At 46.6% G+C, this 24,893-nt stretch carries 25 protein-coding genes; 7 read left to right on the top strand and 18 right to left on the bottom strand.

Features of this window, described 5'->3' with window-relative positions; genetic code table 11:
* The first annotated feature begins 41 nt into the window (after positions 1 to 41).
* Positions 42 to 260, top strand: a complete 219-nt coding sequence (locus EDI28_RS12845) for a VF530 family protein (RefSeq protein WP_128784276.1) — start codon at positions 42 to 44, stop codon at positions 258 to 260.
* A 74-nt stretch (positions 261 to 334) separates the two neighbouring features.
* On the opposite strand, the gene EDI28_RS12840 is transcribed toward EDI28_RS12845, so the two are convergent.
* From EDI28_RS12840 to EDI28_RS12830, 3 genes are all read right to left on the bottom strand, one after another.
* Positions 335 to 814 (bottom strand): YehS family protein, encoded by a 480-nt coding sequence (locus tag EDI28_RS12840; protein ID WP_128784275.1) that lies wholly within the window; start codon positions 812 to 814, stop codon positions 335 to 337.
* A 130-nt stretch (positions 815 to 944) separates the two neighbouring features.
* Positions 945 to 1,127 (bottom strand): hypothetical protein, encoded by a 183-nt coding sequence (locus EDI28_RS12835; protein WP_128784274.1) that lies wholly within the window; start codon positions 1,125 to 1,127, stop codon positions 945 to 947.
* 143 nt (positions 1,128 to 1,270) lie between these two features.
* Positions 1,271 to 2,623, bottom strand: coding sequence for an MFS transporter (locus EDI28_RS12830; protein ID WP_128784273.1), 1,353 nt, complete (start codon positions 2,621 to 2,623; stop codon positions 1,271 to 1,273).
* Between the two features lie 547 nt (positions 2,624 to 3,170).
* On the opposite strand from EDI28_RS12830, the gene EDI28_RS12825 reads away from it, so the two are divergent.
* Positions 3,171 to 4,361, top strand: a complete 1,191-nt coding sequence (locus EDI28_RS12825) for an amino acid aminotransferase (RefSeq protein WP_128784272.1) — start codon at positions 3,171 to 3,173, stop codon at positions 4,359 to 4,361.
* A 168-nt stretch (positions 4,362 to 4,529) separates the two neighbouring features.
* Here the strand turns inward: EDI28_RS12825 and EDI28_RS12820 are convergent, their stop codons facing one another.
* The gene (locus EDI28_RS12820; protein WP_128784271.1) at positions 4,530 to 4,835 is read right to left on the bottom strand and encodes a hypothetical protein; all 306 of its coding nucleotides are present in this window, start codon (positions 4,833 to 4,835) and stop codon (positions 4,530 to 4,532) included.
* A 299-nt stretch (positions 4,836 to 5,134) separates the two neighbouring features.
* Complete coding sequence (locus tag EDI28_RS12815) at positions 5,135 to 5,542, bottom strand: MarR family transcriptional regulator (RefSeq protein WP_128784270.1); 408 nt, start codon at positions 5,540 to 5,542, stop codon at positions 5,135 to 5,137.
* Positions 5,543 to 5,929: 387 nt separating this feature from the next.
* Here EDI28_RS12815 and EDI28_RS12810 point away from each other — a divergent pair, with 387 nt between their 5' ends.
* Positions 5,930 to 6,592: a DUF2982 domain-containing protein gene (locus EDI28_RS12810; protein WP_233353362.1), complete on the top strand. Its 663-nt coding sequence runs from the start codon at positions 5,930 to 5,932 to the stop codon at positions 6,590 to 6,592.
* On the opposite strand, the gene EDI28_RS12805 is transcribed toward EDI28_RS12810, so the two are convergent.
* The 7 genes from EDI28_RS12805 to EDI28_RS12775 form a co-directional block, all read right to left on the bottom strand.
* Positions 6,574 to 7,920 carry an MFS transporter gene (locus EDI28_RS12805; protein WP_128784338.1) on the bottom strand — a complete coding sequence of 449 codons (1,347 nt, stop codon included), beginning with the start codon at positions 7,918 to 7,920 and terminating at the stop codon, positions 6,574 to 6,576. The genes EDI28_RS12810 and EDI28_RS12805 overlap by 19 nt on opposite strands.
* A 34-nt stretch (positions 7,921 to 7,954) precedes the next feature.
* Positions 7,955 to 9,466 (bottom strand): signal transduction histidine-protein kinase/phosphatase UhpB, encoded by a 1,512-nt coding sequence (gene uhpB, locus EDI28_RS12800; RefSeq protein WP_128784269.1) that lies wholly within the window; start codon positions 9,464 to 9,466, stop codon positions 7,955 to 7,957.
* Positions 9,466 to 10,074 carry a response regulator transcription factor UhpA gene (gene uhpA, locus EDI28_RS12795; RefSeq protein WP_128784268.1) on the bottom strand — a complete coding sequence of 203 codons (609 nt, stop codon included), beginning with the start codon at positions 10,072 to 10,074 and terminating at the stop codon, positions 9,466 to 9,468. The genes uhpB and uhpA overlap by 1 nt, the downstream gene beginning before the upstream one ends.
* Positions 10,075 to 10,210: 136 nt before the next feature.
* Positions 10,211 to 11,611 (bottom strand): hexose-6-phosphate:phosphate antiporter UhpT, encoded by a 1,401-nt coding sequence (uhpT, locus tag EDI28_RS12790; RefSeq protein ID WP_128784267.1) that lies wholly within the window; start codon positions 11,609 to 11,611, stop codon positions 10,211 to 10,213.
* A gap of 436 nt (positions 11,612 to 12,047) precedes the next feature.
* The gene (locus tag EDI28_RS12785; protein WP_128784266.1) at positions 12,048 to 12,701 is read right to left on the bottom strand and encodes an MBL fold metallo-hydrolase; all 654 of its coding nucleotides are present in this window, start codon (positions 12,699 to 12,701) and stop codon (positions 12,048 to 12,050) included.
* Between the two features lie 162 nt (positions 12,702 to 12,863).
* The gene (gene mepK / locus EDI28_RS12780) at positions 12,864 to 13,412 is read right to left on the bottom strand and encodes a peptidoglycan L,D-endopeptidase MepK (protein WP_128784265.1); all 549 of its coding nucleotides are present in this window, start codon (positions 13,410 to 13,412) and stop codon (positions 12,864 to 12,866) included.
* 152 nt (positions 13,413 to 13,564) lie between these two features.
* Positions 13,565 to 15,250, bottom strand: coding sequence for a L,D-transpeptidase family protein (locus EDI28_RS12775; protein ID WP_128784264.1), 1,686 nt, complete (start codon positions 15,248 to 15,250; stop codon positions 13,565 to 13,567).
* Between the two features lie 593 nt (positions 15,251 to 15,843).
* On the opposite strand from EDI28_RS12775, the gene EDI28_RS12770 reads away from it, so the two are divergent.
* A complete protein-coding gene (locus EDI28_RS12770) occupies positions 15,844 to 16,332 on the top strand; it encodes a MarR family winged helix-turn-helix transcriptional regulator (protein ID WP_128784263.1) in 489 nt (162 codons plus the stop codon).
* Between the two features lie 102 nt (positions 16,333 to 16,434).
* A complete protein-coding gene (locus tag EDI28_RS12765) occupies positions 16,435 to 17,280 on the top strand; it encodes a LysR family transcriptional regulator (protein WP_128784262.1) in 846 nt (281 codons plus the stop codon).
* Here EDI28_RS12765 and EDI28_RS12760 read toward each other — a convergent pair.
* Both EDI28_RS12760 and EDI28_RS12755 read right to left on the bottom strand, forming a co-directional pair.
* Positions 17,240 to 18,010 carry a TSUP family transporter gene (locus EDI28_RS12760; protein ID WP_128784261.1) on the bottom strand — a complete coding sequence of 257 codons (771 nt, stop codon included), beginning with the start codon at positions 18,008 to 18,010 and terminating at the stop codon, positions 17,240 to 17,242. The genes EDI28_RS12765 and EDI28_RS12760 overlap by 41 nt on opposite strands.
* Before the next feature lie 144 nt (positions 18,011 to 18,154).
* Positions 18,155 to 19,039 (bottom strand): LysR substrate-binding domain-containing protein, encoded by an 885-nt coding sequence (locus EDI28_RS12755; RefSeq protein WP_128784260.1) that lies wholly within the window; start codon positions 19,037 to 19,039, stop codon positions 18,155 to 18,157.
* A 192-nt stretch (positions 19,040 to 19,231) separates the two neighbouring features.
* Between EDI28_RS12755 and cuyB the strand changes: the two genes are divergently transcribed.
* Entirely contained in the window at positions 19,232 to 19,942 is a 711-nt protein-coding gene (cuyB, locus tag EDI28_RS12750) for a cysteate racemase (protein WP_128784259.1), read from the top strand.
* Between the two features lie 88 nt (positions 19,943 to 20,030).
* On the top strand, positions 20,031 to 20,159 hold the full coding sequence (locus EDI28_RS27555; protein WP_267900011.1) for a hypothetical protein: 129 nt from the start codon (positions 20,031 to 20,033) through the stop codon (positions 20,157 to 20,159).
* Positions 20,160 to 20,309: 150 nt separating this feature from the next.
* Here EDI28_RS27555 and EDI28_RS12745 read toward each other — a convergent pair whose 3' ends face one another.
* The 4 genes from EDI28_RS12745 to EDI28_RS12730 all read right to left on the bottom strand — a co-directional run bounded on the left by EDI28_RS12745 (position 20,310) and on the right by EDI28_RS12730 (position 24,741).
* The gene (locus tag EDI28_RS12745; protein ID WP_128784258.1) at positions 20,310 to 20,747 is read right to left on the bottom strand and encodes a group II truncated hemoglobin; all 438 of its coding nucleotides are present in this window, start codon (positions 20,745 to 20,747) and stop codon (positions 20,310 to 20,312) included.
* Between the two features lie 95 nt (positions 20,748 to 20,842).
* Positions 20,843 to 23,323, bottom strand: coding sequence for a trimethylamine-N-oxide reductase TorA (gene torA, locus EDI28_RS12740; RefSeq protein ID WP_128784257.1), 2,481 nt, complete (start codon positions 23,321 to 23,323; stop codon positions 20,843 to 20,845).
* 20 nt (positions 23,324 to 23,343) lie between these two features.
* A complete protein-coding gene (torC, locus tag EDI28_RS12735) occupies positions 23,344 to 24,528 on the bottom strand; it encodes a pentaheme c-type cytochrome TorC (RefSeq protein ID WP_128784256.1) in 1,185 nt (394 codons plus the stop codon).
* Between the two features lie 39 nt (positions 24,529 to 24,567).
* Entirely contained in the window at positions 24,568 to 24,741 is a 174-nt protein-coding gene (locus EDI28_RS12730) for a periplasmic nitrate reductase, NapE protein (RefSeq protein WP_128784255.1), read from the bottom strand.
* Between the last annotated feature and the right edge of the window lie 152 nt (positions 24,742 to 24,893).

Genomic DNA, 24,893 nt, shown 5'->3' with positions numbered 1-24,893 from the left:
CTCGGGTAGCCTTTTTGTTTGTCTACCCTACTGGTAACCCTATGACCCAAGCTAACAACCCGCTACACGGTATTACCCTGGAAAAACTGCTCACAGAACTTGTTGACTACTATGGCTGGGAAGAGCTCGGTAGTCGAATTAACATTCGCTGTTTTACCGATAATCCGAGCATCAAATCCAGCCTGAAGTTTTTGCGCAAGACAGAATGGGCTCGGACCAAAGTAGAAAACCTCTACATTCAATTGAAGAAACACGGCTAATGCCAATCCTCCCCCATGAAAAAAGCGCCTTAAGGCGCTTTTAAATATCATCATTACCGCAATATTAACTGAGATTACTCAACACTTTCCTGAGCATCCGGTCGATGTTGCTGCTGCACACCCAACAAGAAATTACGCAGGATCTGATCCTTGCACTCACGGTAGTGTTTGTTTTCTGGCTTACGGAAGAAAGCACTTAGCTCATGCTTGCTCATACCGAAATTGACTGACTCCATAATATCCAGAACATCTTCAGCTTTTAAGTTCAATGCAATTCTCAACTTCATGAAAATCATATTGTTGGTCAGACGCTGTTCTGGTTCAGGTTGCGGGCCTTCCTTTTTACCACGTTTGATATTGATCAGGCCATTAAGAAAAATGGCCAATTCAGTATCACTGCATTTCTTAAATGCCGTATCATCTTCTTTCTTCAACCAATCGCTCACCTGCTCTCGCGTGACCTCATGCTCGGCTGCCTGAAAGATGTCGATCATTGCCGAATCACTGAAATCAAAGGTATAGCGAAGGCGGCGTAAGATATCGTTATTGACCACAAATATGTCCTAATAAAAACGGCAGACGTTAGTGTAACGGCTGTTCAATTCGCCGCTACTCTAACAGATTTTAATTTATGCCATAGACTTATTCTCAATAATGGCTCCGCTATTCTGCTGCAGTCGATTGCTATAGCTTGTTAATGGCATCGATGTCTTCTTGAGGCAAAATGATCGACTCAGGAGCGACAACGCCGGTACTGTCAGTTCGGATCTCGTCACCAGGCTCCCATGAGTAGCCATCGTCATTAGACGCACAGCTAGAAAGCATAACGGCGAACAAACAAACCAATAGCCTTCTTCCCACAGTCATAACCTCTTCCAGTTGTACCCGCTCAATACTGCATTAAGTATAAACAATTTAACAACGCCTCCCAGCCAGAATTAGCGCCAAGCCGAGATCAGCAAAAAGCCGCCCAATGGACGGCTTCATTACAGGGTTACATAAGGAGTCCCTTATACTGATATAGGCTTTGCTCTATCTTCACTGCGTTCAGGTTTAGCGATATTCGGTTCATCTTCATCTTTGACCACGAACACCATCAACCCGGCAAACACCATTGATAAACCGCCAAGCACTATTGCCATCATGGTATTGCCACCGAAAGCCCAGCGGGTGAAAAAGCCAAGCACACCGGCTGCAAGAATTTGCGGCAACACGATAAAGAAGTTGAAGACGCCCATATAAAACCCCATTTTCTTGGCAGGCAGAGCACCGGCCAAAATAGCATAAGGCATACACAATATACTGGCCCAGGCCAAACCGATCCCCACCATATTGAACATCAGCATTGACGGTGTTTCAATCAGCGAGATTGAGGCTAGGCTCAGGCCACCGATGATCAGACTCAGACTATGGACAAACTTACGACTGGTGCGCTGGGCAAGCCAAGGCAATGCAAATGCCGCCAGTGCCGAAATGCCGTTATAGGCAGCAAAGCACAATCCAACCCAGTCAGCCCCCTCGTTATACACTACAGAGCTGGTATCAGTAGCACCAAATATGTGCGACGTAACAGCAGAGGTGGTATAAATCCACATCGCAAATAGCGCAAACCATGAGAAGAACTGGACCACGGCAAGCTGAACCATTGTCTTTGGCATCGCTTTAATGTCGGTGATGATCTCTTTCAAGCTGGCTTTTTCTTCTGGTTCGAACTGCTCATTATTAAACTTAGCCAGCTCTTGCGGGGAGTACTCCTTGGTACGGCTCACTGTCCATAGGATAGAGGCAATGAAAACAACAGCGCCGCAGATAAAGGATATTTTTACCGACGGCGGAACCTCTCCGGCAGGCGCTGTATTAACCACGCCAAACACGTTGCTAAGCAGGTAAGGCATTGCGGAGGCCACAACCGACCCTACGCCGATAAAAAAGGTTTGTACCGCAAAGCCCTGGGTGCGCTGTTCAGATGGCAAGTTATCGGCCACCAGCGCGCGAAAAGGTTCCATCGAAATGTTTATCGATGCATCCAGGATCCACAACATCCCCGCAGCCACCCATAAATACGGAGAATAAGGCATAACAACCAAAGCGAGCGATGATGAAATCGCACCAAACAAAAAGTAAGGACGGCGACGTCCTAAGCCTGTCCAGGTGCGATCACTGAAATAACCGATAATCGGTTGTACAAGTAAGCCCGTAAGAGGCGCTGCAATCCATAAAATAGGGATTTGATCAATACTTGCTCCCAAGGTTTCAAAAATTCGACTGACATTGGCATTCTGTAGACCAAAGCCAAATTGAATTCCCATGAAACCGAAGCTCATATTCCATATTTGCCAAAATGAAAGGCGTGGCTTTTCCATTAATCTATCCCCGATATATACCGCAGCAGCCTAAAATTTTGCAGCTACAGTGGCAACTTCCAACTCTCGACCGAATATGATGAACAATGTAATAACTATGATTTGGCATGTTTACCGTCGAAGTGTAATTAAAGCAGGCTTTTTATAACCTTTTGGATCATAAACAGACCAGATTCATCATATTTGACCGTTTCTATCGGGGAACAATCCTATTTGAAGCTCACCCCTACCATCTGTGATCGGTTTCACATCAACAAATTCAAAAATCACATTATCTTGTAAAATTACATTTTTTTATGTTTGAGGAACGAAAAAACAGCCAAATAGTGCAATATTGCGCCTTGGTTCGTGGCTTATTGTCGTAATTTTATTGCAAATGAAATTGCTGACAAACATCGAAATCTGGTGAAAGGTAAGCAAAAACTGTAAATATGAGTGACTTTGAAAAAATCTTTCATGAAATTGTTGCATTTTGTTGTCAATAGCTGCTTACAAAGGGTATAACTAGGGTTATGACCGTTTGTTTTTATCAGCATGGATGACCACAATGTTTGAGAAAATTACTGCTGCACCTGCCGACCCAATTTTAGGCCTGACTGAAGAGTTCAAAAAAGACACCCGCCCGGAAAAAATTAACCTAGGCGTTGGTATCTATAAAGACGAGTCTGGCAATACCCCTGTTCTGGCAACGGTAAAAAAAGCAGAAGCCATTTTACTGGAAAAAGAGACAACTAAATCTTACCTGAGTATTCCAGGTACGGCAGAGTATGGTTTAGCTGTTCAGCAGTTACTTTTTGGTGCCGATGCATCAATTATTTCAGACAAACGCGCGCAAACCGCTCAAGCTCCTGGTGGAACGGGTGCTCTGCGTGTTGCTGCCGAGTTTATCAAGCGCCAGCTTGGCGATGTGAAAGTGTGGATCAGCAACCCTACATGGGCAAACCACATGGGTGTATTTAAGGCCGCGGGTTTGGAAACCGCACAATACGCCTACTACAACGCAGAAACCAAAAATATGGACTTTGATGCGGCACTGGTTGACCTAGCTAAGGCAGCTCCTGGCGATATCGTCTTACTTCATGGTTGCTGTCATAATCCAACAGGTATCGACCCAGATGCGGCACAGTGGCAAAAGCTGGCTGAGCTGTGTGTTGAAAAACAACTGCTACCAATGTTCGACTTTGCCTACCAAGGTTTTTCCAAAGGCGTTGAGGAAGATGCACAAGGTCTACGCATTTTTGCAGCTCAGTGCAAAGAACTGCTAATTGCTAGTTCATTCTCCAAAAACTTCGGCCTGTATAACGAGCGCGTAGGTGCCTTTACACTCGTAGCGGAAAACGCTGAGCTGGCAGTAACAGCCTTCAGCCAAGTGAAGAGCATTGCCCGTGTCATTTACTCAAACCCTCCTGCGCACGGCGCAGCAATCGTTACAGAGATTCTAAACGATGCCAGTCTTCGTGCTGAGTGGGAGCAAGAAGTTGCTGACATGCGCGACCGTATTCAGGAAATGCGCACGCTTTTTGTACAAACTCTGAAAGATCTGGGTGTTGATGCTGACTTCAGCTTCATTGAGCGCCAGAACGGTATGTTCTCTTTCTCAGGTCTTAACAAAGACCAAGTTAACCGCCTGAAAGAGGAGTTCGGTATCTATATTGTTGGCTCAGGCCGTATCAGTGTTGCTGGTATGACAAAAACCAACATGCCACCACTATGCAAAGGTATTGCTGCGGTTCTATAAATATATCTGCACTATAGATAAACACAAAAAGGGCGCTGAAAGCGCCCTTTTTAGTTATATGACCTTTCTAACACACTTGTCTTAAAATTTAATCACTCACAGATAACCTGTACATTTGAGGCCTACTCACCTTTATCTTTCGTTTTCTCCCTCAGTCGCATTATTTCTTCAGCCAGATTTATCGAGGGGTAAGACATTACAAAAAAGCTCCCTCTCATATTGGTGTTCTAACTGCTCTCGCCAAGGCTTGTTAGAAACAGGTACCAAATAGAAGGTTTCTCTTGAAGTATCAGTAACAAAAGCCATTCCATGCTGCATCAGCTCGTAATGAATATCATGGACAAATCCCAGAGAGAAACTCTGCCTGCCCGTTAGCTGATTAATATCATCTCGCGTTAAACATACCCCTTGATCTTCATCAGCAAAGCGATTGCGGAGCCAGTCAGAAAACTCTCTAGCACTTATCATTGTCATAAAAAATCGCCTCCGAGTATCTATTTCCCTGAAAAGTTTACTCCGTTATATCTAAGTTATAGCAGAGCTCCGCAATATCGACAGCGGCAAAGTAGATTTATCAATAAAATCAAGTGCAAGTAGAATTAGCGTGATAAGCCATTATGGAGAGGACAACAAATGGTATGAATATCAAGAAAGATCGGAACTAACAATGTGTTAGAAAAAGAACAGGTCTTAGGTCTTAGAAAAAGAACAGTTTAATGGGGAAACTGGAGGGACACCCGCTCCTGCTTTAACAGGAGCGGGCTCAGCAAAGATTAAAGCGCTTTATAAAGTACTTTATTACCTGCCAATTGGATGCGTTCAACCAAGCCTTCTTCAGCCAGTTTTTTCAGCGCACCTGTTGCCCATGAAGCTGCTTTCGCATCTTCCTGGCCAGCTTGAAGACCAATACCCTTAGGGTTGATACCTTCAATGTTCTTAACAACAATATCTAGCACTGACTGCTGTTTTGGAGTCAAAGACACTTGAGCCGCAACTGGTGCTACCGCTTCAACTGGCTTTTGCTCTTCAACAGGTTTTGCCGCTGGGGCAGCTTTTACTGTTTCTGCAGTTGGTGCTTTTTTCACAGCATCTTTCGCTGCTGCTGGTTTTGCTACTGCTACAGTTGCTGTTACGCGTTTTTGCAGCTTAAGCTGAACTTTACGTTTGTGAGAGATTCTCATTAAATTTCCTACTCCGTTGCACTACTTTCAGTCACCACCATATACCGGTCAGACAATTACTGAGCCTGGTATTTCCAGCGGGAAAAAGTAAGCGCGTGTTATACCAAGTATGTTAGAGAAATGCCAGCAAACGGTCATTTAACCCGCAACAAAACATGATTTTACTCCAAAATGGACGCTAGGTTCTCATTTCTAACAATTGCTCACTGCTTAAAAATGTATCTAATATCAAGCAATAACCAATAACTAAGAGGGTATTTTCAACAAATAGGTCCAATTATGGCAACTTCAGTTAAAAGACATGAAGCAATATGCATTAACAGGCACAGTAATATACCGCTGCAAGATCAGCCATAATTAACAAAAGCGCTTAAAAAGGAGAACAGCTTGGAAACACGCTATATTAAGCCATTGACATCAAAACCGGGGAGCTTCCTGCTGATATTCAGCCTGGTTGCATTTATTGCACTTGGACTGACTGTTTTCCTATTCCCGGCAGTTAAATCTGCGGCGGTAGCAATATTATTGCTGGCCGCGTTCACCTTGCTGATCATTGCTATTAAACAGGCGCAGGAGCCTGCGCTATCTTTTACCCTTACCTTTATGCACATTCAGTTTCATAGTCCGAGTGGCGGCTGGCTGGCCCGCTGGAAAAATATTTCAGAGATTGGGCCGGGCACAATTTCTTATCAGGGCTGGCATCAACCGATACCCTGGGTAGGGATCAGACTAAAAGACTACGAGGAGTTTCTCGACTCGATTTGCCCCCGTATCGCCAGCAGGATCCTGATAGAGCAGCGGCCTCTGTTATTCCTCGCCTACAAACGTCTAGACAATCCCCCACACCAAATTGAAGATATGCTGTTTGATGACAGGCACTACATCAGCCGCAATGGGAAAAGATTCAAAGGATTACTGGCAATGCTGGCCAATCGGATGCAATACAATCGCGAGTTGCTCGGGTTTGACTTCTTTATCTCCGAAGATCTGCTTGACCGCTCAACCGACGAATTCATTGGCCTTACCCGGCGCTATCTGGCAGCCTCGTAAGACGCTACCTCTCGCCCCTCTGTCTCTTGGGCTTTCAAAAATGGCAGCAATAATAAACCCACGACAGCCGCTGCAGACGAAATTACAATAAAAAAACCGGACCAGTGATAATGCTCCATGACAAGTGCCAGCGGGTACCCAGCCAGAGCGGCTCCCATGTAGGCAAACAGCCCCACAAAACCCGTTGCCGCACCGGCTGAATCTTTATGGGAACACTCTGCCGCCGCCATACCAATGAGCATTTGTGGCCCAAAAACAAAAAAGCCTATCGTAAAGAAACATCCGGCCTGAAGAACAAAACCAGTTATCGGCATGAGCCACAAAGCCGCTACCGAGAGAAAAATACCAATGGAAAAAATCAGATTCATCGGTCCCCGATTACCACCAAATACCTTATCGGATCCCCAGCCAGCCACAAGAGAACCGACGAACCCGCCCACTTCAAACAATGACAACGTCGTATTTGCCGTGGTCAAGTTATAACCATGCTGTTCTGTGAGGTACAAGTTGCCCCAATCGTTGATTGCTGTCCGCACGATATAGACTAACACATAGCTAAATGCCAACAGCCAGATATACTTATTAGTCAGCACGTATTTCTTGAGTATTTCCCTGTGACTCAAGCCTAGCCCTTCATTTTCCTGGGCCAGTTCCAACCGATCCATACGCCAACGACCTACCGTTGGCAGGCCTAACGTGACAGGTTTATCTCTTAACCGCCAACACAATACCAGGCCAATCATCACTGCAATTAACCCCGGAATAATAAACCCATAGCGCCAGCTATAATGTAGCGTCAGGTAACTTACCAAAAGCGGGATCAATGCGCCGCCAACGTTATGGGCCGTACTCCAAAACGACCACCAAAGTCCGCGTTCAGAACGTGAGTACCAGGTTGTCATCAACTTTGAGCACGGCGGCCAGCCCCAGCCCTGAAACCAGGCGTTCAGCACCCATAAGCTTGTCATCACCAATAAAGAGCTCGAAAAGCCAAACAGAATATTGACAATGCCCGTTGCGATAAGGCCTATACCCATGAAATAACGCGGGTTAGAGCGGTCAGAAATGATCCCGGAAAGAAACTTTGAACAGCCGTAAGTAATATAGAATAACGTGCCTATCATGCCAATATCGGCTTTATCCATCCCCAGATCAGCGATCATCGCCGGCATAGCATAATTAAAGCTTTTTCGAGTGAAGTAGAACACCGCGTAACCGATGTACATGGTGAACATAATGTGGAACCGCCAATAGCGGTACATCTCTTTCACCTGTTTAGCTTCAGTGATGTCAGAAGCCGACTGCGGGGATTTCAAATAACCAAGCATCATTTATTACTCATCGTTTCGACCAGACAGGACATTACAGCGCAGGCAGGATCACCCGTAATACGGTACCCTGCAGCTCCCCCTGGGTCTGACTGCTAAGTGTAAACGTTCCACCCAAAGCCTGAACCCGCTCGCGCATCCCGCGCAAGCCAAACCCCTGTAAAGCCAACTCAGGCTTAAACCCAATACCGTTATCTTTAACAACCAGCTCAACATCCCCTTTGATACAGACACAAATACTCACCTCTGAGGCTCTCGCATATTTCACGATATTATTCATGGCTTCCTGGCAGATCCGGTATAACGTCACACTCATCATGTCACTAAGCTCACCCGGCTCTTGCTCATCATAATGCCAGGTAATTAAAGTTTCGATTCCCTGACTTTCACATTCCAGTTCTCGAACCAGCTGATAAACGGCATCCTCGATACCAAGATCGTCTAACGATTTGGGTCTTAACTGGGTTAACAGCCCTTTGGTGGTGTCATAGATATTTAGCGACAACGACTCTATTGTCGTTGCGCAATTTTTCCCTACTGGCGTATTCTCGACTCGCTGAATAATCGAAGCCTGGGTGCGTATCGCCGTTATGTTCTGGCCAATTTCGTCATGCAGCTCACGGGCAATCTCACGACGTACCGATTCCTCGGCTTTTACCAACTGACGGGAGAGACTGTGATTGCGAACCAGTTCATGGCGAAGCTGCTGATTGAGTTCACGCTGACGCTGTATTCCCATTCCCAGCAAGATCCCCGTTAGGCTCTGGGCTGATAGCGATAGCAAGAGATCAGTAATTTCAAGATTACTACCTCCTGTTCGAGCGGCAATAAGAGCTACGCTGTTTAACAAGGTTCCCAGCAAAGCCCCCTGCCATCCGTAACGAAACGCTAGAAGAATAATTGGAATTGCCAGACAGAACGGAGCAAAACGGCGCATTTCATCAGGCAGGCCAAGTTGAATCGCAATACTGACCATAAACAGCGAGGCATAGAGCACCACATGGCGACTGCGTAACTCAACAGGGCGGGAAACCAAACCAACCGTCAACGGGATCCATGCTTTCTGAAACAAATAGCTCCAGATCAGATAACAGCTTGGTACCAGCATCAACCCGCCGGTAATACTGACCAGCAGTACCATTAGGCTATGGCTGCTTTCTGAGCCGACGGTTAAGGTATTAATAAGTGCCGTCATACCGATTACGGCCCCCATCACGCATAACCTGCGCCACTGGGAACCGTAGTAGTATCGATGTGCCAACCACAATACTGGCAGGCTGAGCAAACTCGCGGTAGTAACCGAAACCCACTGCGGCTGTTCCAGTAACACGGCCAAGGAGACTATCAGCCACCACTCAGCACCATACACGGCAGGCCAATAGGCTTTCGGAGTATGAAGGGATATACCCAGTCGCATTGCAAACGGGAAGAACAATACAGCCAACTCAGGGTCTAGCGTGAAATAAAAGGCAATGATCCACAGGCAGAACCAGCTGCAGGAAATCAACAGCCAGCAGCACAGTGAGGTGATGGCAAAATTGCGCATCAAAGCGCCTCGGAAGCAAAGCACTTTGCCAGCTCTACATTATTTTTCACATTCAACTTATCCATCGCATTCGCACGATGAACATGAACCGTTTTATGGCTAAGGCCTAGTTTGGCCGCCACGGCTTTAACATCTAACCCCAGAGCCAACATCTCGCCAATCTGCCGTTCTCTCTTGGTCAACTGGGTTAATAGCTTGCCACCACGATCCGGAGAAGCCAGTTTCAATGCAATATCAGGCGTGAGGTAGCAACCACCGGTCGCCGCTGTACGAACTGCCTGTATCAGCTCATCTGGGCTACAACGCTTGCTCAGGTAGCCTCTGGCACCAGACTCCAACGATTTTTCAACAATCGCCACCGAGTCGTGGACACTCAACATAATACAAGCCATTCCTTCCGGCATATCAGCCAACAAAGATAAACCGCTCTCGTCAGGCATCGAGATATCCAGAATACAAACATTCGCCTGACTACCAGGAATGCCCTGCCTTGCTTCTTGCGCAGAGCCAAATTCTCGGACAACTTCGATATCCGTTTCCAGCGACAATAATTGGGCAAACCCCGAACGAACAATGATGTGATCATCTACCAGTACGACTTTGATCATCTTGACCCATCCAGTCAGAGCAAAAAAGAGGCATAAATTACATCCATCCGCCTTTTCAGGCAAGACTGAAAAATCAAATGCCATATTTCATGCATAAAAAAACCACCCCTTGGGGTGGCTTCATTTCAGGGCCGATTTAGGCCAATTCCAGCTCAGCCTGTTTCAGCAGACGTTTCTCACGGCGGATTTTCTTCTCTTCTGCTATCGCAACAAAGAGCAGTAAACCGATACAAACCGCAGCAGAAGTATCCAGCGCCGCGAAAGTACCCTGCCAACCCGTCAGACCAAAGACTGGCGTACCGTCAGCAATCATACCCAAGCCTAGCTTGGCAAAACTGTCACCAATCAGGTAGGCAAATGTACCTTTGATACCATCGGCAACACTGATTGCTTTTTTCGGTACGAAGCCAACTGCGGCAACACCGATAAGCAGCTGAGGACCGAAGACCAGGAAGCCAAGTACAAACAGCGAGCCCAGATACATATATTCGTTGGTTGCCGTCTGATAAAATTCAAGAGCAAAAATGATCAAAACCAAGGAGACACAGGCAACGATAGCTCGACGGCCATTAGCCAGATCAGACAGGTAACCCCACATCAACGTACCGACCAAGGCACCGACTTCAAACAGGGTGAAGCCCTGAATTGCGACGTCTTTTGATAGGCCCAGTTCCTGATAGGCATAGACAGTCGACCACTGGTCAATACCGATACGCACGATATAAAGGAAGATATTAGCAAAGCACAGTAGCCAAATGATTTTGTTTTTAAGCACATATTCCATGAATATTTCGCGCTTGGTCATCTGGTTTTCTTCAGCATTAACATCTTCTTCGCTGATCTCTTCGCCAAACAGCTCTTCAGCCTTACCCAAGCCGTAAGCTTCCGGTGAGTCACTACCGAAGCGCAGGCCAATAAAGCCTACCACCAAGGCAATCATCGACGGGAAAACAAACATACCGACAACGTGACCGTCAAACAGATAGTTTGCACCGAACAGGGCAACACCCGCCGCACCGGCACCACCAACATTGTGCGACATATTCCATAGACCAAGGTATGTGCCGCGCTTATTACGAGGCGTCCATTTGGTAATGGTGGAGTAACTTGACGGGCCACCGGTACTCTGGAAGAAACCGCTCAAACCATAGAAAGCAATCATCAGGAATAGGCTGAAACCCGAGCCCCCCATGCTGACACTAAAGCCAAGCATCGCGAGGCCTGACAGAATCAACATGAAAGGAAGAAACTGTTTGGTATTTTTCCCATCGGCATAATAAGAAACAGCAGTTTTACCAATGCCGTAGGTAATGGAGAAACCCAAACCAATCATGCCCAGCTCAGTCATCGACAGACCGTAGGTCGAAATCATATCGTTCTGAGCAATGTTAAAGTTCTTACGGATCAGGTACATGGTCAGGTAGCCAATAAATACAACCAAATATGATTGTATGAATGGCTTAAACCACATTTTACGGCGCTCTTCTACAGGCAGATCCAAAGTCGGTTTTCTGACCTGCTCCAACAATTTAAACATGTGAAACCCTCAACAGATTTACTCAAAACTAAGTCTGCTTACTGAATACCGGCTACAGCATTCAGTAAGCGGACTCGCTAGATGTCATCGGGAGTAAGAGAAATAGTTATGCCCAAGCCATTTTTTCGATAAACAACGTCTTCTCGTGACAAGTACGGTTATCAAAAACTGACCATGAGAATGATTAGCCCGATTGGTTTGAGATTCTAAAGATGGCCTAGTTGGCTGGCTTGAGAAGCCGGCCTAAAACAATTAGGAAAGATTCCTAGTTTTACGGTGTCGGTAGGAAAAGCGTGAAAGTAGTCACAAAATTATCATGGAGATGCGAGATGCGAGATGCGAGATGCGAGATGCGAGATGCGAGATGCGAATTATAAAAATAGAAAAGCGAGAGCCTACAACAACTCTCGCTTGTTCTTGCTGCCAAGACGAAGCCTTAGTATAGCGGCATCTCGTCTGCGACAAACGGATTCGTGGTACGCTCATTGCCAAATGTCGAAATAGGACCGTGACCCGGAACAAACGTGACATCATTACCCAGAGGCCACAGCTTACCTTTGATTGAATCAATCAGGGTCTGGTAATCGCCTTTCGGAAAATCGGTCCGCCCGATACCGCCCTTGAACAACACATCACCCACGAAAGCAACGCTGGCTTCATCACTGTGAAATACCACATGCCCCGGAGTATGGCCTGGAGTGTGGTACACGCTCAGTTGCTGCTTGCCGACAGTGATCACATCGCCTTCTTCCAGCCACTGATCGGGGTCAAACGACTCTGTAAACGGGAAACCAAACATTTCGCTTTGCCTCGGCAAACCCTGCAGCCAGAACACATCGTCTTTATGCGGGCCAATAACAGGGACATCCAGCTCGGCAGCCAGCGGTGCAGTACCACCGACATGATCCAGATGACCGTGAGTTAGGATCAGCTTGGTTACCGTGAGTCCCAACTGCTGAACCTTCTCTTTCAGCAAATCAATATCACCGCCCGGATCAACCATTGCGGCCTCGTTGGTTTCATCACACCAAATAATCGAACAATTTTGCTGAAACGGGGTAACTGGAACAATTTCAAACTGGAGACTCATAGCCCTTTCCTAACTCGCAATAATCTGGCTGCAGGATAACATGCCATTGGCGTTAACAACAAAAACCTGAAACAACAAAGCCGGAAGCTATCAAGAGAGGGAGATAGAAACCGGCTTTGGAATTATTCGATAGAATGTCACTTGTAGAGCAACCGAATATACTTACCAACGGCGAACTGGGCCTGTATCGATATGGACGAAACCACTCTTCGGGTAATAACCTACGCCACCAAGGCGTAACTCAAGGGCTGCATTGCGAATCTTCGATAGCGGCACCCCTTCAAGGTTGAAATCAATCGCTTCCCCTTTCATATGGTAGCTCTTTTTTGCTACCCCTCCAGTTTTCTGTAACGCCTGGTTGGTTTCGGGGGAACGGTAGCCGGAGATAATCCGCACTTGCCCTTTATGGCCCAAGCCAGCCTGAATTTCGGCAATCGCATCAAACAAACGTCGATCCATATTTGCGACTTCATTACGACGAAAATCACGGCAGATATGGTTAATTCGTTTCAGTTCTTCCTTGACATAGTTTTTACCGTCAAAGTACTGGGTTTCCAGATCCTCTCGGGTGTGAATATTACACAGCGAAATTTTTCGCGCGCTCGTTGCTGTATATGGGCTGGAAAATGCCACTCCTGGCACTAAACATGCGCCAACCGCCAGTCCCCCTGCAACTAATAACTGACGGCGCTTGTAATCAATCTCAGACATCCTAAACAAAACCACTTTCTTGCTAATATCGGGCTAAAGCTGTGAATCGAAAAGCAAGATACCGTTCAGTTTTTGTTCAGTCAAACCTGTTACAGGCAATAAAACGCTTAGTTATTGTGCATCTATCGCCTAATTACTGACTTATAAGAAATTTATTCATGGTAAATAATTGTAAGTTTTTCTTCCTTTTGAGACATCTCGCTTATTCGATCGTAGCTATAGACATCATCACGGAAATTTACCAACCCTTGGTTATCCACCCAGGCTGTCTGATAAATCACATGTACCTTAACCTGATTGTTTAAACCGACAGTCTTGGTTTTTGTTCTCGCTTTAAGCTCATTGACGCGCTGCTCCGTTACACCTGAGTAATTAAGCAAAATCATCGCCAAGATATCGGCTTGCTCAACTCTGACACAGCCGGAACTAAATGCCCTTTCGTCTTTATTAAACAGGCTTTTAGCCGGTGTATCGTGGAGGTAAATTGAATTGTCATTCGGGATGTTAAACTTAAATCGACCGAGCGCATTTTTTTTGCCCGGCTTTTGTCGCAACCGATACGGAAACGCTTTTGCGTTCACAATCCGCCAGTCAATCGTATGGATCGGGATCTGTTCGGAACTTGTCCAGCTACGTATCACTGCAAAATCATTACGATACAGATAACCACGGTCATAGCGGGCTTTGGGCAGAATATCTTTACGCATGATAGAAACTGGGACATTCCAGTAAGGATTGAATACCACCGAGGCAACTTTCGATGTCATCAGGGGAGTACGGCGACTTGGCTTGCCGACAATAACCTTGCTGTCGAGTACATGCTTATTATCCAGCCAGAGGCTCAGTTCGTAACCCGGGATATTAACGATCAACACAGAGGGATGATCGGCCGGCCACAAACGCAGTCGCTGGGCATTGAGAGCCAGTATTCTGATCCGCTCTTTTACTGGCATTGCAAGCCAATATCGCGTTTTTGGACCAATCGTTCCGTCCACTTTAAGGCCATGCCTTTGCTGGAAGCTTTTTATCGCATTGGCAAGATCAATATTATAGGTACGAATCTCGGCCTCACGTAACTGCTCCGCCTCGTAATCCTGCAAATCACCAAGATTTTCGAGAGTCGTAATTAAGCCATCAGGGTTCTTAAGCCGGGTTCCAAGGCGAATAATACCTTGTTGATAAAATCCGGGCCAACGTTGGCTGGCTGCTTGTTCCAATTGATTGATTGCCAATTGGATCTGAGTGTAACGGTCATCTGCGGGTTTTAGGCCGGTAACAAAGAAGCGCAGCCGATCAACCTCAACAGCACTGAGCAGACGCTCTACTCCTGTGGCAGAAGGTGCAGGTAAACGCGGCTCAATCCCCACACCAAACAACCACCCTCGGCCAAATTCGGGCAAACTCTCGATATAACTCATGTAAGCCAATAGCGAATCAGTTGCCAGCAAGTCATATTGACGCCAGTCATTTGAGTTTTTGAACTGCTGCAGAAGCGCATAACGGCGAGCATAGTCAGTGCCAACACCGGACTGCGCCAATAGTCTAAGCTGCTCTTCAAATTCAGCCGCCGCAAACGTATCTTGCCACAGCGGTATATAACCGATGGCGTGGTATAACTGAGCTAGCTTATCTATGTAGCGAATAGCTGATACATTGTTTGCAACCTGATGTACCCACTGTTTTGCTTTTTGCTGTTGCTGTACATCTTCTGCAGGTTGCTGTAGTGCAGAGACTACGGCAAGGGGTTGTGGTGATGACGGTAGGATTTCGGCCGACACCGTCTGCGTATAAGCGAACATCAGAACAAGCCCGAGACTACTAAGCTTTAACATTGCCATTTGAGATCCCCATCAACAACACTATAAGTATGGCAAATCCGTAAACCAACGGATTTAAATTTAGTCTTAAGGGGATTGCAGCAATGTTTCAATTCTTAAACTCTGGCTATATCGTCAGTCACGATACAATCTCCTGAAAGCCCCCCAGCGTCATATCCTGTTGAGTTAACACAACAACACAGACGCAGGCAGGCTTTCTCTGGACAGGGGAAGAAATATAGTATTTACGACAAACGGGCCTTAGCCGGGCGGCACGTTCCAGAGGTTGTCCCACATAACAGGACTTTGGAATGCGCCTGGCTGCTTATTGTGAGGTAATCATCAGCACTACTTTGCAACCAAAAAAGCCGAGAAGCTTGCAAAGCACACAATTCGCCAACAAAATAATCTATACCCAATTCCTCTGATCGCGCTGCTCATATACAGGCCTCTGTACCGTATATAATCACAAAGTCCGTGCCTAAATTATGTTAATTTGACAACACATCGATAATACTTTTAAAGAACTAAGGTTTTGTCGTGTTTACGGCAACTAAGCCTTTCATGTTTATCAATATTGATGTAACTTCGCGACACTATTTTGGGAGAGTTAAATGGACAAGCACGAAGAAGTCCTTATTGCCCTTCGACAAATCATTCGAGCTATCGATTTACACTCGAGGAAACTCAATAAAGTCGCAGGGTTAACGGGGCCTCAATTAGTTCTGATGCGAGCGATTCGTGACTCAGGTGAAGTCACCATTCGTCAGCTATCAAACAATACAAACATGAGCCAGGCGACGGCGACTACAATTCTTGATCGTTTGGAAAAGCGAGAGTTGGTCGTACGTGAACGAAGCAAGCTAGACAAGCGGAAAGTACATGCCAATCTAACAGAGCAGGGCAAAGAAGTACTCGCAAAAGCACCGCTACCGCTTCAGGAAAACTTTGTCTCCCGCTATCAAGAACTTGAAGAGTGGGAACAGTCTCTGCTGCTTTCATCGGTACAGCGAATATCTTCCATGATGAATGCCGAGCATCTTGATGTTGCCGCCGTACTTGAAGTCGGCAGTATAACCAAACAAGAAGACGTCACCCCCTAACTGCAAAATAGCCGGTGCGCCGGCTTTTGATTATTGCCCTTCTCTTTGACCACACTTCCAACAACGACATAATCACTAACAACTTAACGATGGAGTGCTACAGTGTTACTTGAAGGAATAGAAACCTTACTCGTACTGGCAAAAGAAGGGACAATGAGCAAAGCAGGCAGCTATCTGTATATCAGCCAGAGCGCCGTCAGCAAGCGAATTGCACAGCTCGAGAAAAGATTGGGAAAGAAGTTAATCGAACCTTCAGGACGCCGCATAAAACTGACTGCGGACGCCATAGTTCTCATTGACAGTATTGGCCCCAGCTATAAAGAAATCAAAGGCCTGATCTTTGATCAGCAGCGCTTCCAGGATCACACCATCATCACCCTCGCCAGCTCGGAAACATTGGTAGCCGGGTATCTTGGTGAAATGATGGGCAACTATTTTCAAACGGATCCTTACATTTCAATTTCGACCCATCATACCCCGGTAATTGTCGAAAAAGTCCAGTCGGGCGATGCCACTCTCGGCTTTTGTGCCGGACACCTACCGCCACAACACGGGTTATCGACACAGCACCTGCTTGATGAGCGATTTACGGTCATTAGCCACCAGCCGCAACTGCAAACTCCCCGTGCTCTGCTCGTCACTGACTTTAAAAACCCCGCCAACGCCAATCAGGCCAGCTTGCTGCAAAAAGAAGGAATTGTCCCTTTGATGGAGATGGACTCCTATACAGCTGCGGCCCAGTTAGCGCTTGGCGGTGTCGCACCTGCACTGGTGCCTATATCAATCGTCAAAACATTAAAAATCGACTCGGCATTCTGCCATCATTTCGATTTTCTTGATGAACTCACCCGTCCGGTTCACCTTTGCTATCGCCAGAGCAGTTATCAATCAGTGCGAATTCGCACCCTTATTGAAACCATTGCGGATTTTGTTCCCACAGTAATTTAATTGCCATCACCATCGAAATAATAACCACCATAGGTCGAATGAGCTTTCGCCCTTTAGTAACCACGATCTTGGCTCCTACCCGGGCTCCCATAAACCCACCAACCGCCATTACCAAGCCAATTTCCCAAATCGGCAACCCGGCAAAAATAAAAAACAACAGTGCCGCAAAGTTTGAGGTGAAGTTAAGTATCTTCGTTCTGGCTGTGGCTTCAACTAAGCCCAGTTGGGCGATGACGACAAAGCCAACCGTAAACAATGATCCGGCCCCCGGGCCAAAGAAACCATCATAAAAGCCGACACCTGCACCGACAGTCAGCGCGAATGCGTTATCCGATAACTTCGGGGTTCCGCCACCTTTACCTGCCTGAGGCGCCAATAGGAAATAGAGCGAAATACACACCAGTAAAATAGGGATCACACTTGTTAGCACGCCAGCCTCAATTCGCTGGACTAATTCAGCCCCTATTGCCGAACCAACAAATGTACAGCCTATCGCATTGCGCATCTCGCGTAGGCTCACAAACCCATTGCGGACAAAATATAAGGATGCGGAAAAACTACCAAATGACCCCTGTAGTTTATTTGTCGCCAATGCCTGTGCAGGCGGAACGCCTGCCGCCAATAGCGCAGGGACGGTTAACAAACCACCGCCTCCGGCTATCGCATCAATAAATCCGGCCAGGCCTGCAACTAAAAAAAGCAGAGCTATAATCTCGAGCGAAAAATCCATCCAACAACATCTCTTCTGTCAATCCATACTGAGCGGAAAGTTAACATTGCGACCTGACAACGAACAGCGAAACATAGGATGACAACCCATTCCGGTTAGGAATCAGTGATGTGTTTTATATCAATATATTGCTGCCTAATAGCTCTACTGGCTTATCAGGGTGCGAAGTGTCTGCCACACTTGCTCCCCTGCTGGATGCAAGCGGGCCTGATAACGGTAGGCATAATACGTAATAGGTAGCCTTAAATGTGGATCACCGACCACGGCCACTTTACCGCTTGCCAACTCATCCTGTATCGAATAATCAGGCAACCAGGCGACCCCCTGCCCCTGCAATACCAGCACTTTAAGCAAATCGGTCATTGATGATAAAAATACCGCCTTCAAATTGACCTGATCTCGAATAGCCTCTACCTGTCGACCCATATAGGAACTTGGACTATAAGCCAGCCAAGGTATTTCTTTGTTTCTGCTAATCTGATACAGCGGTTTCCCTTCGTTGTCACAGGCACAAACCGGCAATAGTTCCGCCTGCCCAATTTGCAAAGACTGGTACGGAGGCAGCCTTAGCAACTCATCGTCAAAAGCCAGCAGCACATCACAGCCACCTTCCTGCAGCTCTTCAATCGCCTGATCAACATCAATTGCCTCAACACTCAATAGCGGGCAGTGCTTTCCGGCAAGTAACTTAGGTTGTATAGAGGGAACCAAGTTCGTTGCCAATGAGTGAGCAGCAGCGACTCGGACAATATTACCGCCAAGTTTTGACAGATCAGACAGCTGGCCTATCCCATCCATCATCTGGTTCATCAGGGTACGGGCTGTGATCCGAAACAATCGGCCACTCGGCGTCAGGGCAACCGGCGTCTTGCTCCTATCAATCAACTCGGCACCCACTGTATGCTCTAACGCTTTAATTCGTCGGCTAAAAGCTGGCTGGGTCACATTGCGCATCTGGGCAGCCAAAGAGAAGTTTCGAACATCAGCGAGAGCCAGAAAATCTTCCAGCCACTTACTTTCTATATTCATAAAAATTCTTTTAAATAAAAAATGCAGTATAACGAAGCCGAAGTATCAAACAGACATATTTCAACCGGTGTTGATCACAATTATGACATTCACCCATACCGATCAGGCATGACAGCCTCAGCAACGGCATTTCTCAATAAAAAACAGTCGTCTTATAGTAAACACAGTTAAAAATACTGCAGGAATGAGAACATGAGCAGAAAATTAGGAATTCTTGGTGGCATGGGGCCATTGGCAACGGTTGAATTTATGCAAAAGATTATTTCCCGAACACCTGCTCACAATGATCAGCAGCATATTCCGATGCTTGTTAGTAATAATCCACAGATCCCCGATCGCACCGCTTACCTGATCAGCAACGGAGAAGATCCTTTTCCGGCGCTGAAACAGGGCATGGAACAGCTGCAGCAAGCGGGTGCCGAGTGCATCGTTATGCCTTGCAATACCGCCCATTACTGGTATCCCCGCCTGACCCAGATCTGCAATGTGCATACCATCAGTATCATCGACAGCGTTGTAAGCGAAGCCAAAAAACGCCAGTACCGTAAAGTCGGTGTGCTTGCCACTACCGCAACCATGATGACGAGGATGTACCAATCCAAGTTGGCCCAGCAACAAATAAACGCCATCGAAACAACAGAGACTGAGCAACAGGCTGTCATGGACGGGATCTACGCGGTCAAGGCTGGTGAAGTCGAACGCGGTAAACAACTGATGCTGCCAATCTTCGAGGCAATGCTGGAACGCGGAGCGGAAGCCGTTATTTTCGGCTGTACCGAAATCCCTGTCGCTTTGGCCGAGCAAACATTATCACACCCGGAGCAATGTCTGGATTCGCTCGATATCTTAGCCGAGCAATGTATTCAGTGGGCACAAGAAGAGGCTCCCGAGTTGGTCGCCTAGCGCACATACCCTGGCAATGCGTCAAACCGGTTATCTATAATTATTAATGCCACAACCTTAAAACCAGCGCAGCTGGAGGCAGAATAATATGGTCAGCCTTGATCGAGCCTCTCTGAAGGGAAGCAGACATATTCAACCCTTTGATTGGGATGAGTATGTTGAAAAAGCCATTGAAGCGATTGACGAGTTCTTTCGCCAGCATTGGGACAGTAAATAACAGGGCTATAACTAAAAGGTGGAGTAACAACGACTCCACCTTATACCAATCTAGATAAGTAGTTGTTCAGGTAGTTGCGCAGGAAAAATCACTTAGAACAAGGCATAAATTGAAGCTAACTAGTGTTTGATTCAAAGTTCTGTTAAAGCTTTATCGATTCCGGCACATTTCCGCCGGAAATGATAACTGCACCATAACATAGCGTTTGAATACTTCTTCGTACCCCTGATCATCCAGAGCTTTTTGCATACAGAGCAACCACGCTTCTTTTTCGGCAATACCTATTGCCAGATGACTGTGAGCACCAGGAATATTGATACTTCCGAATTTTTCAGCATAGCGTGATGGTCCCCCCATCCAACCAATAAGGAATGTCGTTAGCTTTTCTCTCGACTCTGTTAAATCATCTGCATGCATTGTCCGGATCGCTTCGGCTTCTGGCAAAGTGTCCATATAATTGTAGAATTTATCCACTAGCTCTCTAACGCCAGCTTCTCCTCCTGCTGCTTGCAGGGTACTGTCTCCAACACCATATACAGGTGCTGTTGGCTTGGTTACTGCGGAAATGTCTTCTTGCTGAGGCTTCATATTACTTACTGCTTATTGTACGCCACACGTCTGCAAATAGAGCAACCTTACGATCGCCCTATTTGCAGGTTACGGCTACAGACAAAGGCAACAAATTAACTCTCGTAAATCGGTCCACCAAAAGAAGTCACTGGCGGAGCTTCACCTTTGAATTTCTCGATATCCACCACCACCGTATTGGCACTGGTTGCCTGGGCTAATTCGGAGGAGCCGATGTCCTGAGTTAACGTATTCGGATCACCATAGGTATCAATCGCACCAACTTTTTCGTTTAGCGGACCAAACCACCCCCCTTCGTGGATACGAATAACGCCTTGAGGATAATTATCCGATATTACCGCCCCGGTCAGTAACTGCCCACGGTCATTAAATACACGAACCAGATCACCATCTTTTATTCCGCGTTTCTGCGCATCCTGAGGACTGATATACACAGGCTCTCGCCCTTTCACTGTATATGTAGCCCGGTAATCTTCAGATTCACACATCTGTGAATGCAATCGTTGATCCGGGTGGCACGATTGCAACCAAAGCGGGTATTTATCCGACTTTGGACCGCCATGAGAACGTTCTGACTTCTCAAACCACATCGGATGCCCCTTGCAATATTTATAACCAAAGCGATCTATTTTTCGACTGAAGATCTCGATAAAACCTGATGGTGTTCCCAACGGATTAATTTCAGGATCTTCACGAAAAGCAGCATGACGAATAAAAGGCTTGCCCGGTCCAAATTCCACTAAGCCTTCTTGCCAGAATGTATCGAATTCCGGCATCTCAAATTTACCTGCATTCGCTTCTCGGCAACCGTCATACAGCTCGCGCACCCACTCCATTTCGTCTTTACCACGGGTGTACTCTTTATGGCGGCCAAACCGCCGACACAACTCAGTAAATATTTCAAAATCGGGTTTCGACTGATAAAGCGGGTCAACCAATTTGTGCATAGCAAGAATACCGCTAACTGAATATGAACCATATAAATCGATATCATTGCGTTCAAACTGACTACAGGCCGGCAAGACAATATCAGAAAAGCGACAGGATGCAGTCCAGGCAAATTCAACCGTAACTACCGTCTGTAACTTCTGAAAAGCGGTTTTCATCCGGTTACGATCCTGATGATGGTTCCAAGGATTACAACCGCTAATCACCATCATCTTAATATCAGGGTATTTAACGTTAGAGCCGTTATATTTGATTTCCTTGCCCGGCTCTAAAATGGCATCAACCCAACGGGCTACCGGTATGGTATTGCTGTAGCCTTTAAAATCATCATTTTCCCATTTCGGCTTTTTCCCTTCATCAACATTGCGCGGAAAGCCTCCTGGACCTGATGCACCCGATGACGGAATACCCACCCCGCTATAATGGTGCGAATAAGAAATGCCGCCACCCGGTAGTCCTATCTGCCCCAACATAGCCGCCAACACGGCCCCCATCCAATACGGCTGCTCGCCATGTTCCTGGCGCTGTACCGCCCAACCAAAAATAAGCTGCGTCCGATCTGCCGCCATCAGCCGGGCAAACTCACGGATTTTATCAGGCTCTACGCCGCAAATCGGTGCCGCCCATTCAGGTGTTTTTTCCTGTTTATCCTCTGTGTTACCCAGTACATACGGTATAAATTCGTCAAAACCCAACGCATAAGTATCAAGAAATTTTTTATCGTATAATTCTTCTTTATATAATGTATGCGCAATCGCCAGCATAAACGGCAAATCCGTCTGCGGATTCACATAAATCTGCTCACAGTTAAGGTAATTCTGACTTTTCGATCGCACTGGATCGATCGAGATCACCCTGATCTCACCCTTAGCAACTTTTTGTTTCAACTGCTCATAATACTCATAAGCCCCATGCGTTTCACACTGCCATCCGACCTGTGAATTTTTAAGCGGATCATTGGCCCAAAGTACTATTGTCTTACTATTTGCCAAGATATCCGGCCAAGACGTACCCTGTGCATACACTTCGGTCGAACCCAGGACATACGGTAATATGGTCTGCCCCGCTCCGGTTGAATAGTCACCCACTTTTTTTACAAAGTTGCCATGCATAGCCACGGCTCGCTGCATATGTGTTGTACAACTATGAAACTGCCCAGTCGCCCGCCACCCTGTCTGACCGGCATGAAGCGCCCAAGGGCCGTAGTCTTTCTGTACCCGTTCTAACTCTTTATAGAACAAATCTAGTGCTTCATCCCACGTGACCCGCACGAAGCGATTGTTACCTCTGGTTTCACCGCTATATTTGTGTTTTCTAAGCCAATCAAGGCGTACGACCGGATAACGTACCCGAGACGGGTTATAAATAATCCCCTTGATTCCCTTAATCATATCTGTTGGATATTTGTCATATTCCAACGGCTTGATTTCTACAACTTTCCCGTTATAAACCTTCGCCCGAAATGCCCCCCAGTGAGAACCAGACACCTTCCAGCTCCCCTCGGTCGAATATGGCGAGGCTTGTTCTGTCGCCGCTTTTGCAGCTTGCATCAGTAAACCAGGACCGATCACAGACGCAGCCGAGGTCGTCGCTAGGCCTTTTAAAAATTTACGTCGACTTAATGACATTGTTTATCCCTCATCGCATCTTAATGACCGCCATCAGAAAAGTCTGATGAATGTTTTTGTAAATATTTCAGTACCAGGGCTTCACTATCACTATCGAGGTTCACGAATGCCGACATCCCGTTAAACATGCCCGGCCAGGTATTAGAGTCAAAATGGTTCTCTGCGGGTTGGGTATGGCAGACACTACAATTTGTTTTGTATGCCGGACCGGCTACTGCCCAAATTTCTTCGACATCCTCCAGCAGCGACTCTTTAGGCATCCACAGTTTTACCGTCACTCGCTGCCAGCCCAAACCGGTTAAGTCATCCTCTTTTTCCTCAAACTTTTCAACCATCGCATCATTAAGCGCGACCTCTTTGCTCAAGGCTGCTGTCGGAATATTCATGCCAAAGTCTTCGTTGATCACCCGACCAAACCCTTTGGTTTTCCGCCAACCTGCAATTTCAATCTGAATCACTTTATCTTTAACCTGAACCACCTTCACCTCTGAAGCCGGATTCAATTGACCGCCGTCAATGGTCAGTGCCTCATCCTCATACATAGGCAAGTAACGAACGCTGAAATAATTCCCCCCTGCCGAGTAACTCGTATTATTCGCCTTCTGGACAAGTTCAGACACCATGCCACCAGAGGAATCCATATCTCCTGGCAACTGGTGAGCGATTCCCTTGTGGCAATCAATACAGCTTTGATCTCGCTCGGCAGCCTGCTTCATCTGCGTCTTCGCCAAGTCAGACATTATGTCCCAATTCATACTGTCGTAGTCATGGCAATTTTTACACTCAAGCGAACCATTGGCAGCAAAACGCTTCCATTCATGGCTAGCAAGCTCCAATCGTTTATCTAGAAATTTCTCGCGGGTATTAATGGTCCCGAATATTGCACCAAACACTTCCTTGCTGGCCTGCATTTTTCTGGCAATTTTATCAGTCCAGTTATGGGGAACATGGCAGTCTGGACAGGTTGCCCGAACACCGGAATGATTCGACCAGTGAACCGTTGTCTGCAATTCTTCATAGACGTTGTCGCGCATTTCATGACAACCGATGCAGAACTTTTCGGTATTGGTAAACTCAAGGGCGGTATTGAATCCCCCCCAAAATATGATCCCGGCAATAAACCCACCGAGGGTCAGCACACCTAAACTAATATGAACGGCTGGGCGCCAGAACGTCGCCCACAGTTTGTTTATCAAGTTAATCATAACTATCACCTTTCCGTTAACTTCACTTTTATAGGCTTATCAACCGTGACCGGGAGGACCGATGAAAAGCGTCTGCATTGCCCATACGAGGAAGCCATAGCCCCCGACAATCACAACGGAAAGGATAGGAAAGAGAAAGATGACAATAAATAAAAATGACTGCCACTCATACTTGGCTCTGTCTTTTTTATCAACAACTTCAGAGTTATTCATTGCTAACATCCTATTGTTATTATGGTTATCCCCTCTCGCCTACAGCCAAAGAGGTAGTGCACCACAAAGTATAGTTAAGGATGTCAATTGCATTGCAATTAGGACAAGTGCAATGTCATTTCCACCTGTTTTTAGGTTAAACGCAATGTCGT

The organism is Photobacterium chitinilyticum, from assembly GCF_004104355.1.
GTDB lineage: Bacteria > Pseudomonadota > Gammaproteobacteria > Enterobacterales > Vibrionaceae > Photobacterium > Photobacterium chitinilyticum.
Note: the sequence above shows the minus strand (reverse complement) of the source record. Positions and strands in the feature narration are given on the sequence as shown.

What these genes read in the sequence shown, in the direction of transcription:
- EDI28_RS12835 (WP_128784274.1), bottom strand. Translation starts at nt 1,127, where the DNA reads ATGACTGTGGGAAGAAGGCTATTGGTTTGTTTGTTCGCCGTTATGCTT.
- EDI28_RS12745 (WP_128784258.1), bottom strand. Translation starts at nt 20,747, where the DNA reads ATGAAGCCTCAGCAAGAAGACATTTCCGCAGTAACCAAGCCAACAGCA.
- EDI28_RS12760 (WP_128784261.1), bottom strand. Translation starts at nt 18,010, where the DNA reads ATGGATTTTTCGCTCGAGATTATAGCTCTGCTTTTTTTAGTTGCAGGC.
- EDI28_RS12815 (WP_128784270.1), bottom strand. Translation starts at nt 5,542, where the DNA reads ATGAGAATCTCTCACAAACGTAAAGTTCAGCTTAAGCTGCAAAAACGC.
- EDI28_RS12770 (WP_128784263.1), top strand. Translation starts at nt 15,844, where the DNA reads ATGGACAAGCACGAAGAAGTCCTTATTGCCCTTCGACAAATCATTCGA.
- uhpT (WP_128784267.1), bottom strand. Translation starts at nt 11,611, where the DNA reads ATGTTTAAATTGTTGGAGCAGGTCAGAAAACCGACTTTGGATCTGCCT.
- torA (WP_128784257.1), bottom strand. Translation starts at nt 23,323, where the DNA reads ATGTCATTAAGTCGACGTAAATTTTTAAAAGGCCTAGCGACGACCTCG.
- mepK (WP_128784265.1), bottom strand. Translation starts at nt 13,412, where the DNA reads ATGTCTGAGATTGATTACAAGCGCCGTCAGTTATTAGTTGCAGGGGGA.
- cuyB (WP_128784259.1), top strand. Translation starts at nt 19,232, where the DNA reads ATGAGCAGAAAATTAGGAATTCTTGGTGGCATGGGGCCATTGGCAACG.
- EDI28_RS12730 (WP_128784255.1), bottom strand. Translation starts at nt 24,741, where the DNA reads ATGAATAACTCTGAAGTTGTTGATAAAAAAGACAGAGCCAAGTATGAG.
- EDI28_RS12805 (WP_128784338.1), bottom strand. Translation starts at nt 7,920, where the DNA reads ATGCTTGGTTATTTGAAATCCCCGCAGTCGGCTTCTGACATCACTGAA.
- EDI28_RS12785 (WP_128784266.1), bottom strand. Translation starts at nt 12,701, where the DNA reads ATGAGTCTCCAGTTTGAAATTGTTCCAGTTACCCCGTTTCAGCAAAAT.
- EDI28_RS12825 (WP_128784272.1), top strand. Translation starts at nt 3,171, where the DNA reads ATGTTTGAGAAAATTACTGCTGCACCTGCCGACCCAATTTTAGGCCTG.
- EDI28_RS27555 (WP_267900011.1), top strand. Translation starts at nt 20,031, where the DNA reads ATGGTCAGCCTTGATCGAGCCTCTCTGAAGGGAAGCAGACATATTCAA.
- uhpB (WP_128784269.1), bottom strand. Translation starts at nt 9,466, where the DNA reads ATGCGCAATTTTGCCATCACCTCACTGTGCTGCTGGCTGTTGATTTCC.
- uhpA (WP_128784268.1), bottom strand. Translation starts at nt 10,074, where the DNA reads ATGATCAAAGTCGTACTGGTAGATGATCACATCATTGTTCGTTCGGGG.
- EDI28_RS12820 (WP_128784271.1), bottom strand. Translation starts at nt 4,835, where the DNA reads ATGACAATGATAAGTGCTAGAGAGTTTTCTGACTGGCTCCGCAATCGC.
- EDI28_RS12775 (WP_128784264.1), bottom strand. Translation starts at nt 15,250, where the DNA reads ATGGCAATGTTAAAGCTTAGTAGTCTCGGGCTTGTTCTGATGTTCGCT.
- EDI28_RS12755 (WP_128784260.1), bottom strand. Translation starts at nt 19,039, where the DNA reads ATGAATATAGAAAGTAAGTGGCTGGAAGATTTTCTGGCTCTCGCTGAT.
- torC (WP_128784256.1), bottom strand. Translation starts at nt 24,528, where the DNA reads ATGATTAACTTGATAAACAAACTGTGGGCGACGTTCTGGCGCCCAGCC.
- EDI28_RS12830 (WP_128784273.1), bottom strand. Translation starts at nt 2,623, where the DNA reads ATGGAAAAGCCACGCCTTTCATTTTGGCAAATATGGAATATGAGCTTC.
- EDI28_RS12845 (WP_128784276.1), top strand. Translation starts at nt 42, where the DNA reads ATGACCCAAGCTAACAACCCGCTACACGGTATTACCCTGGAAAAACTG.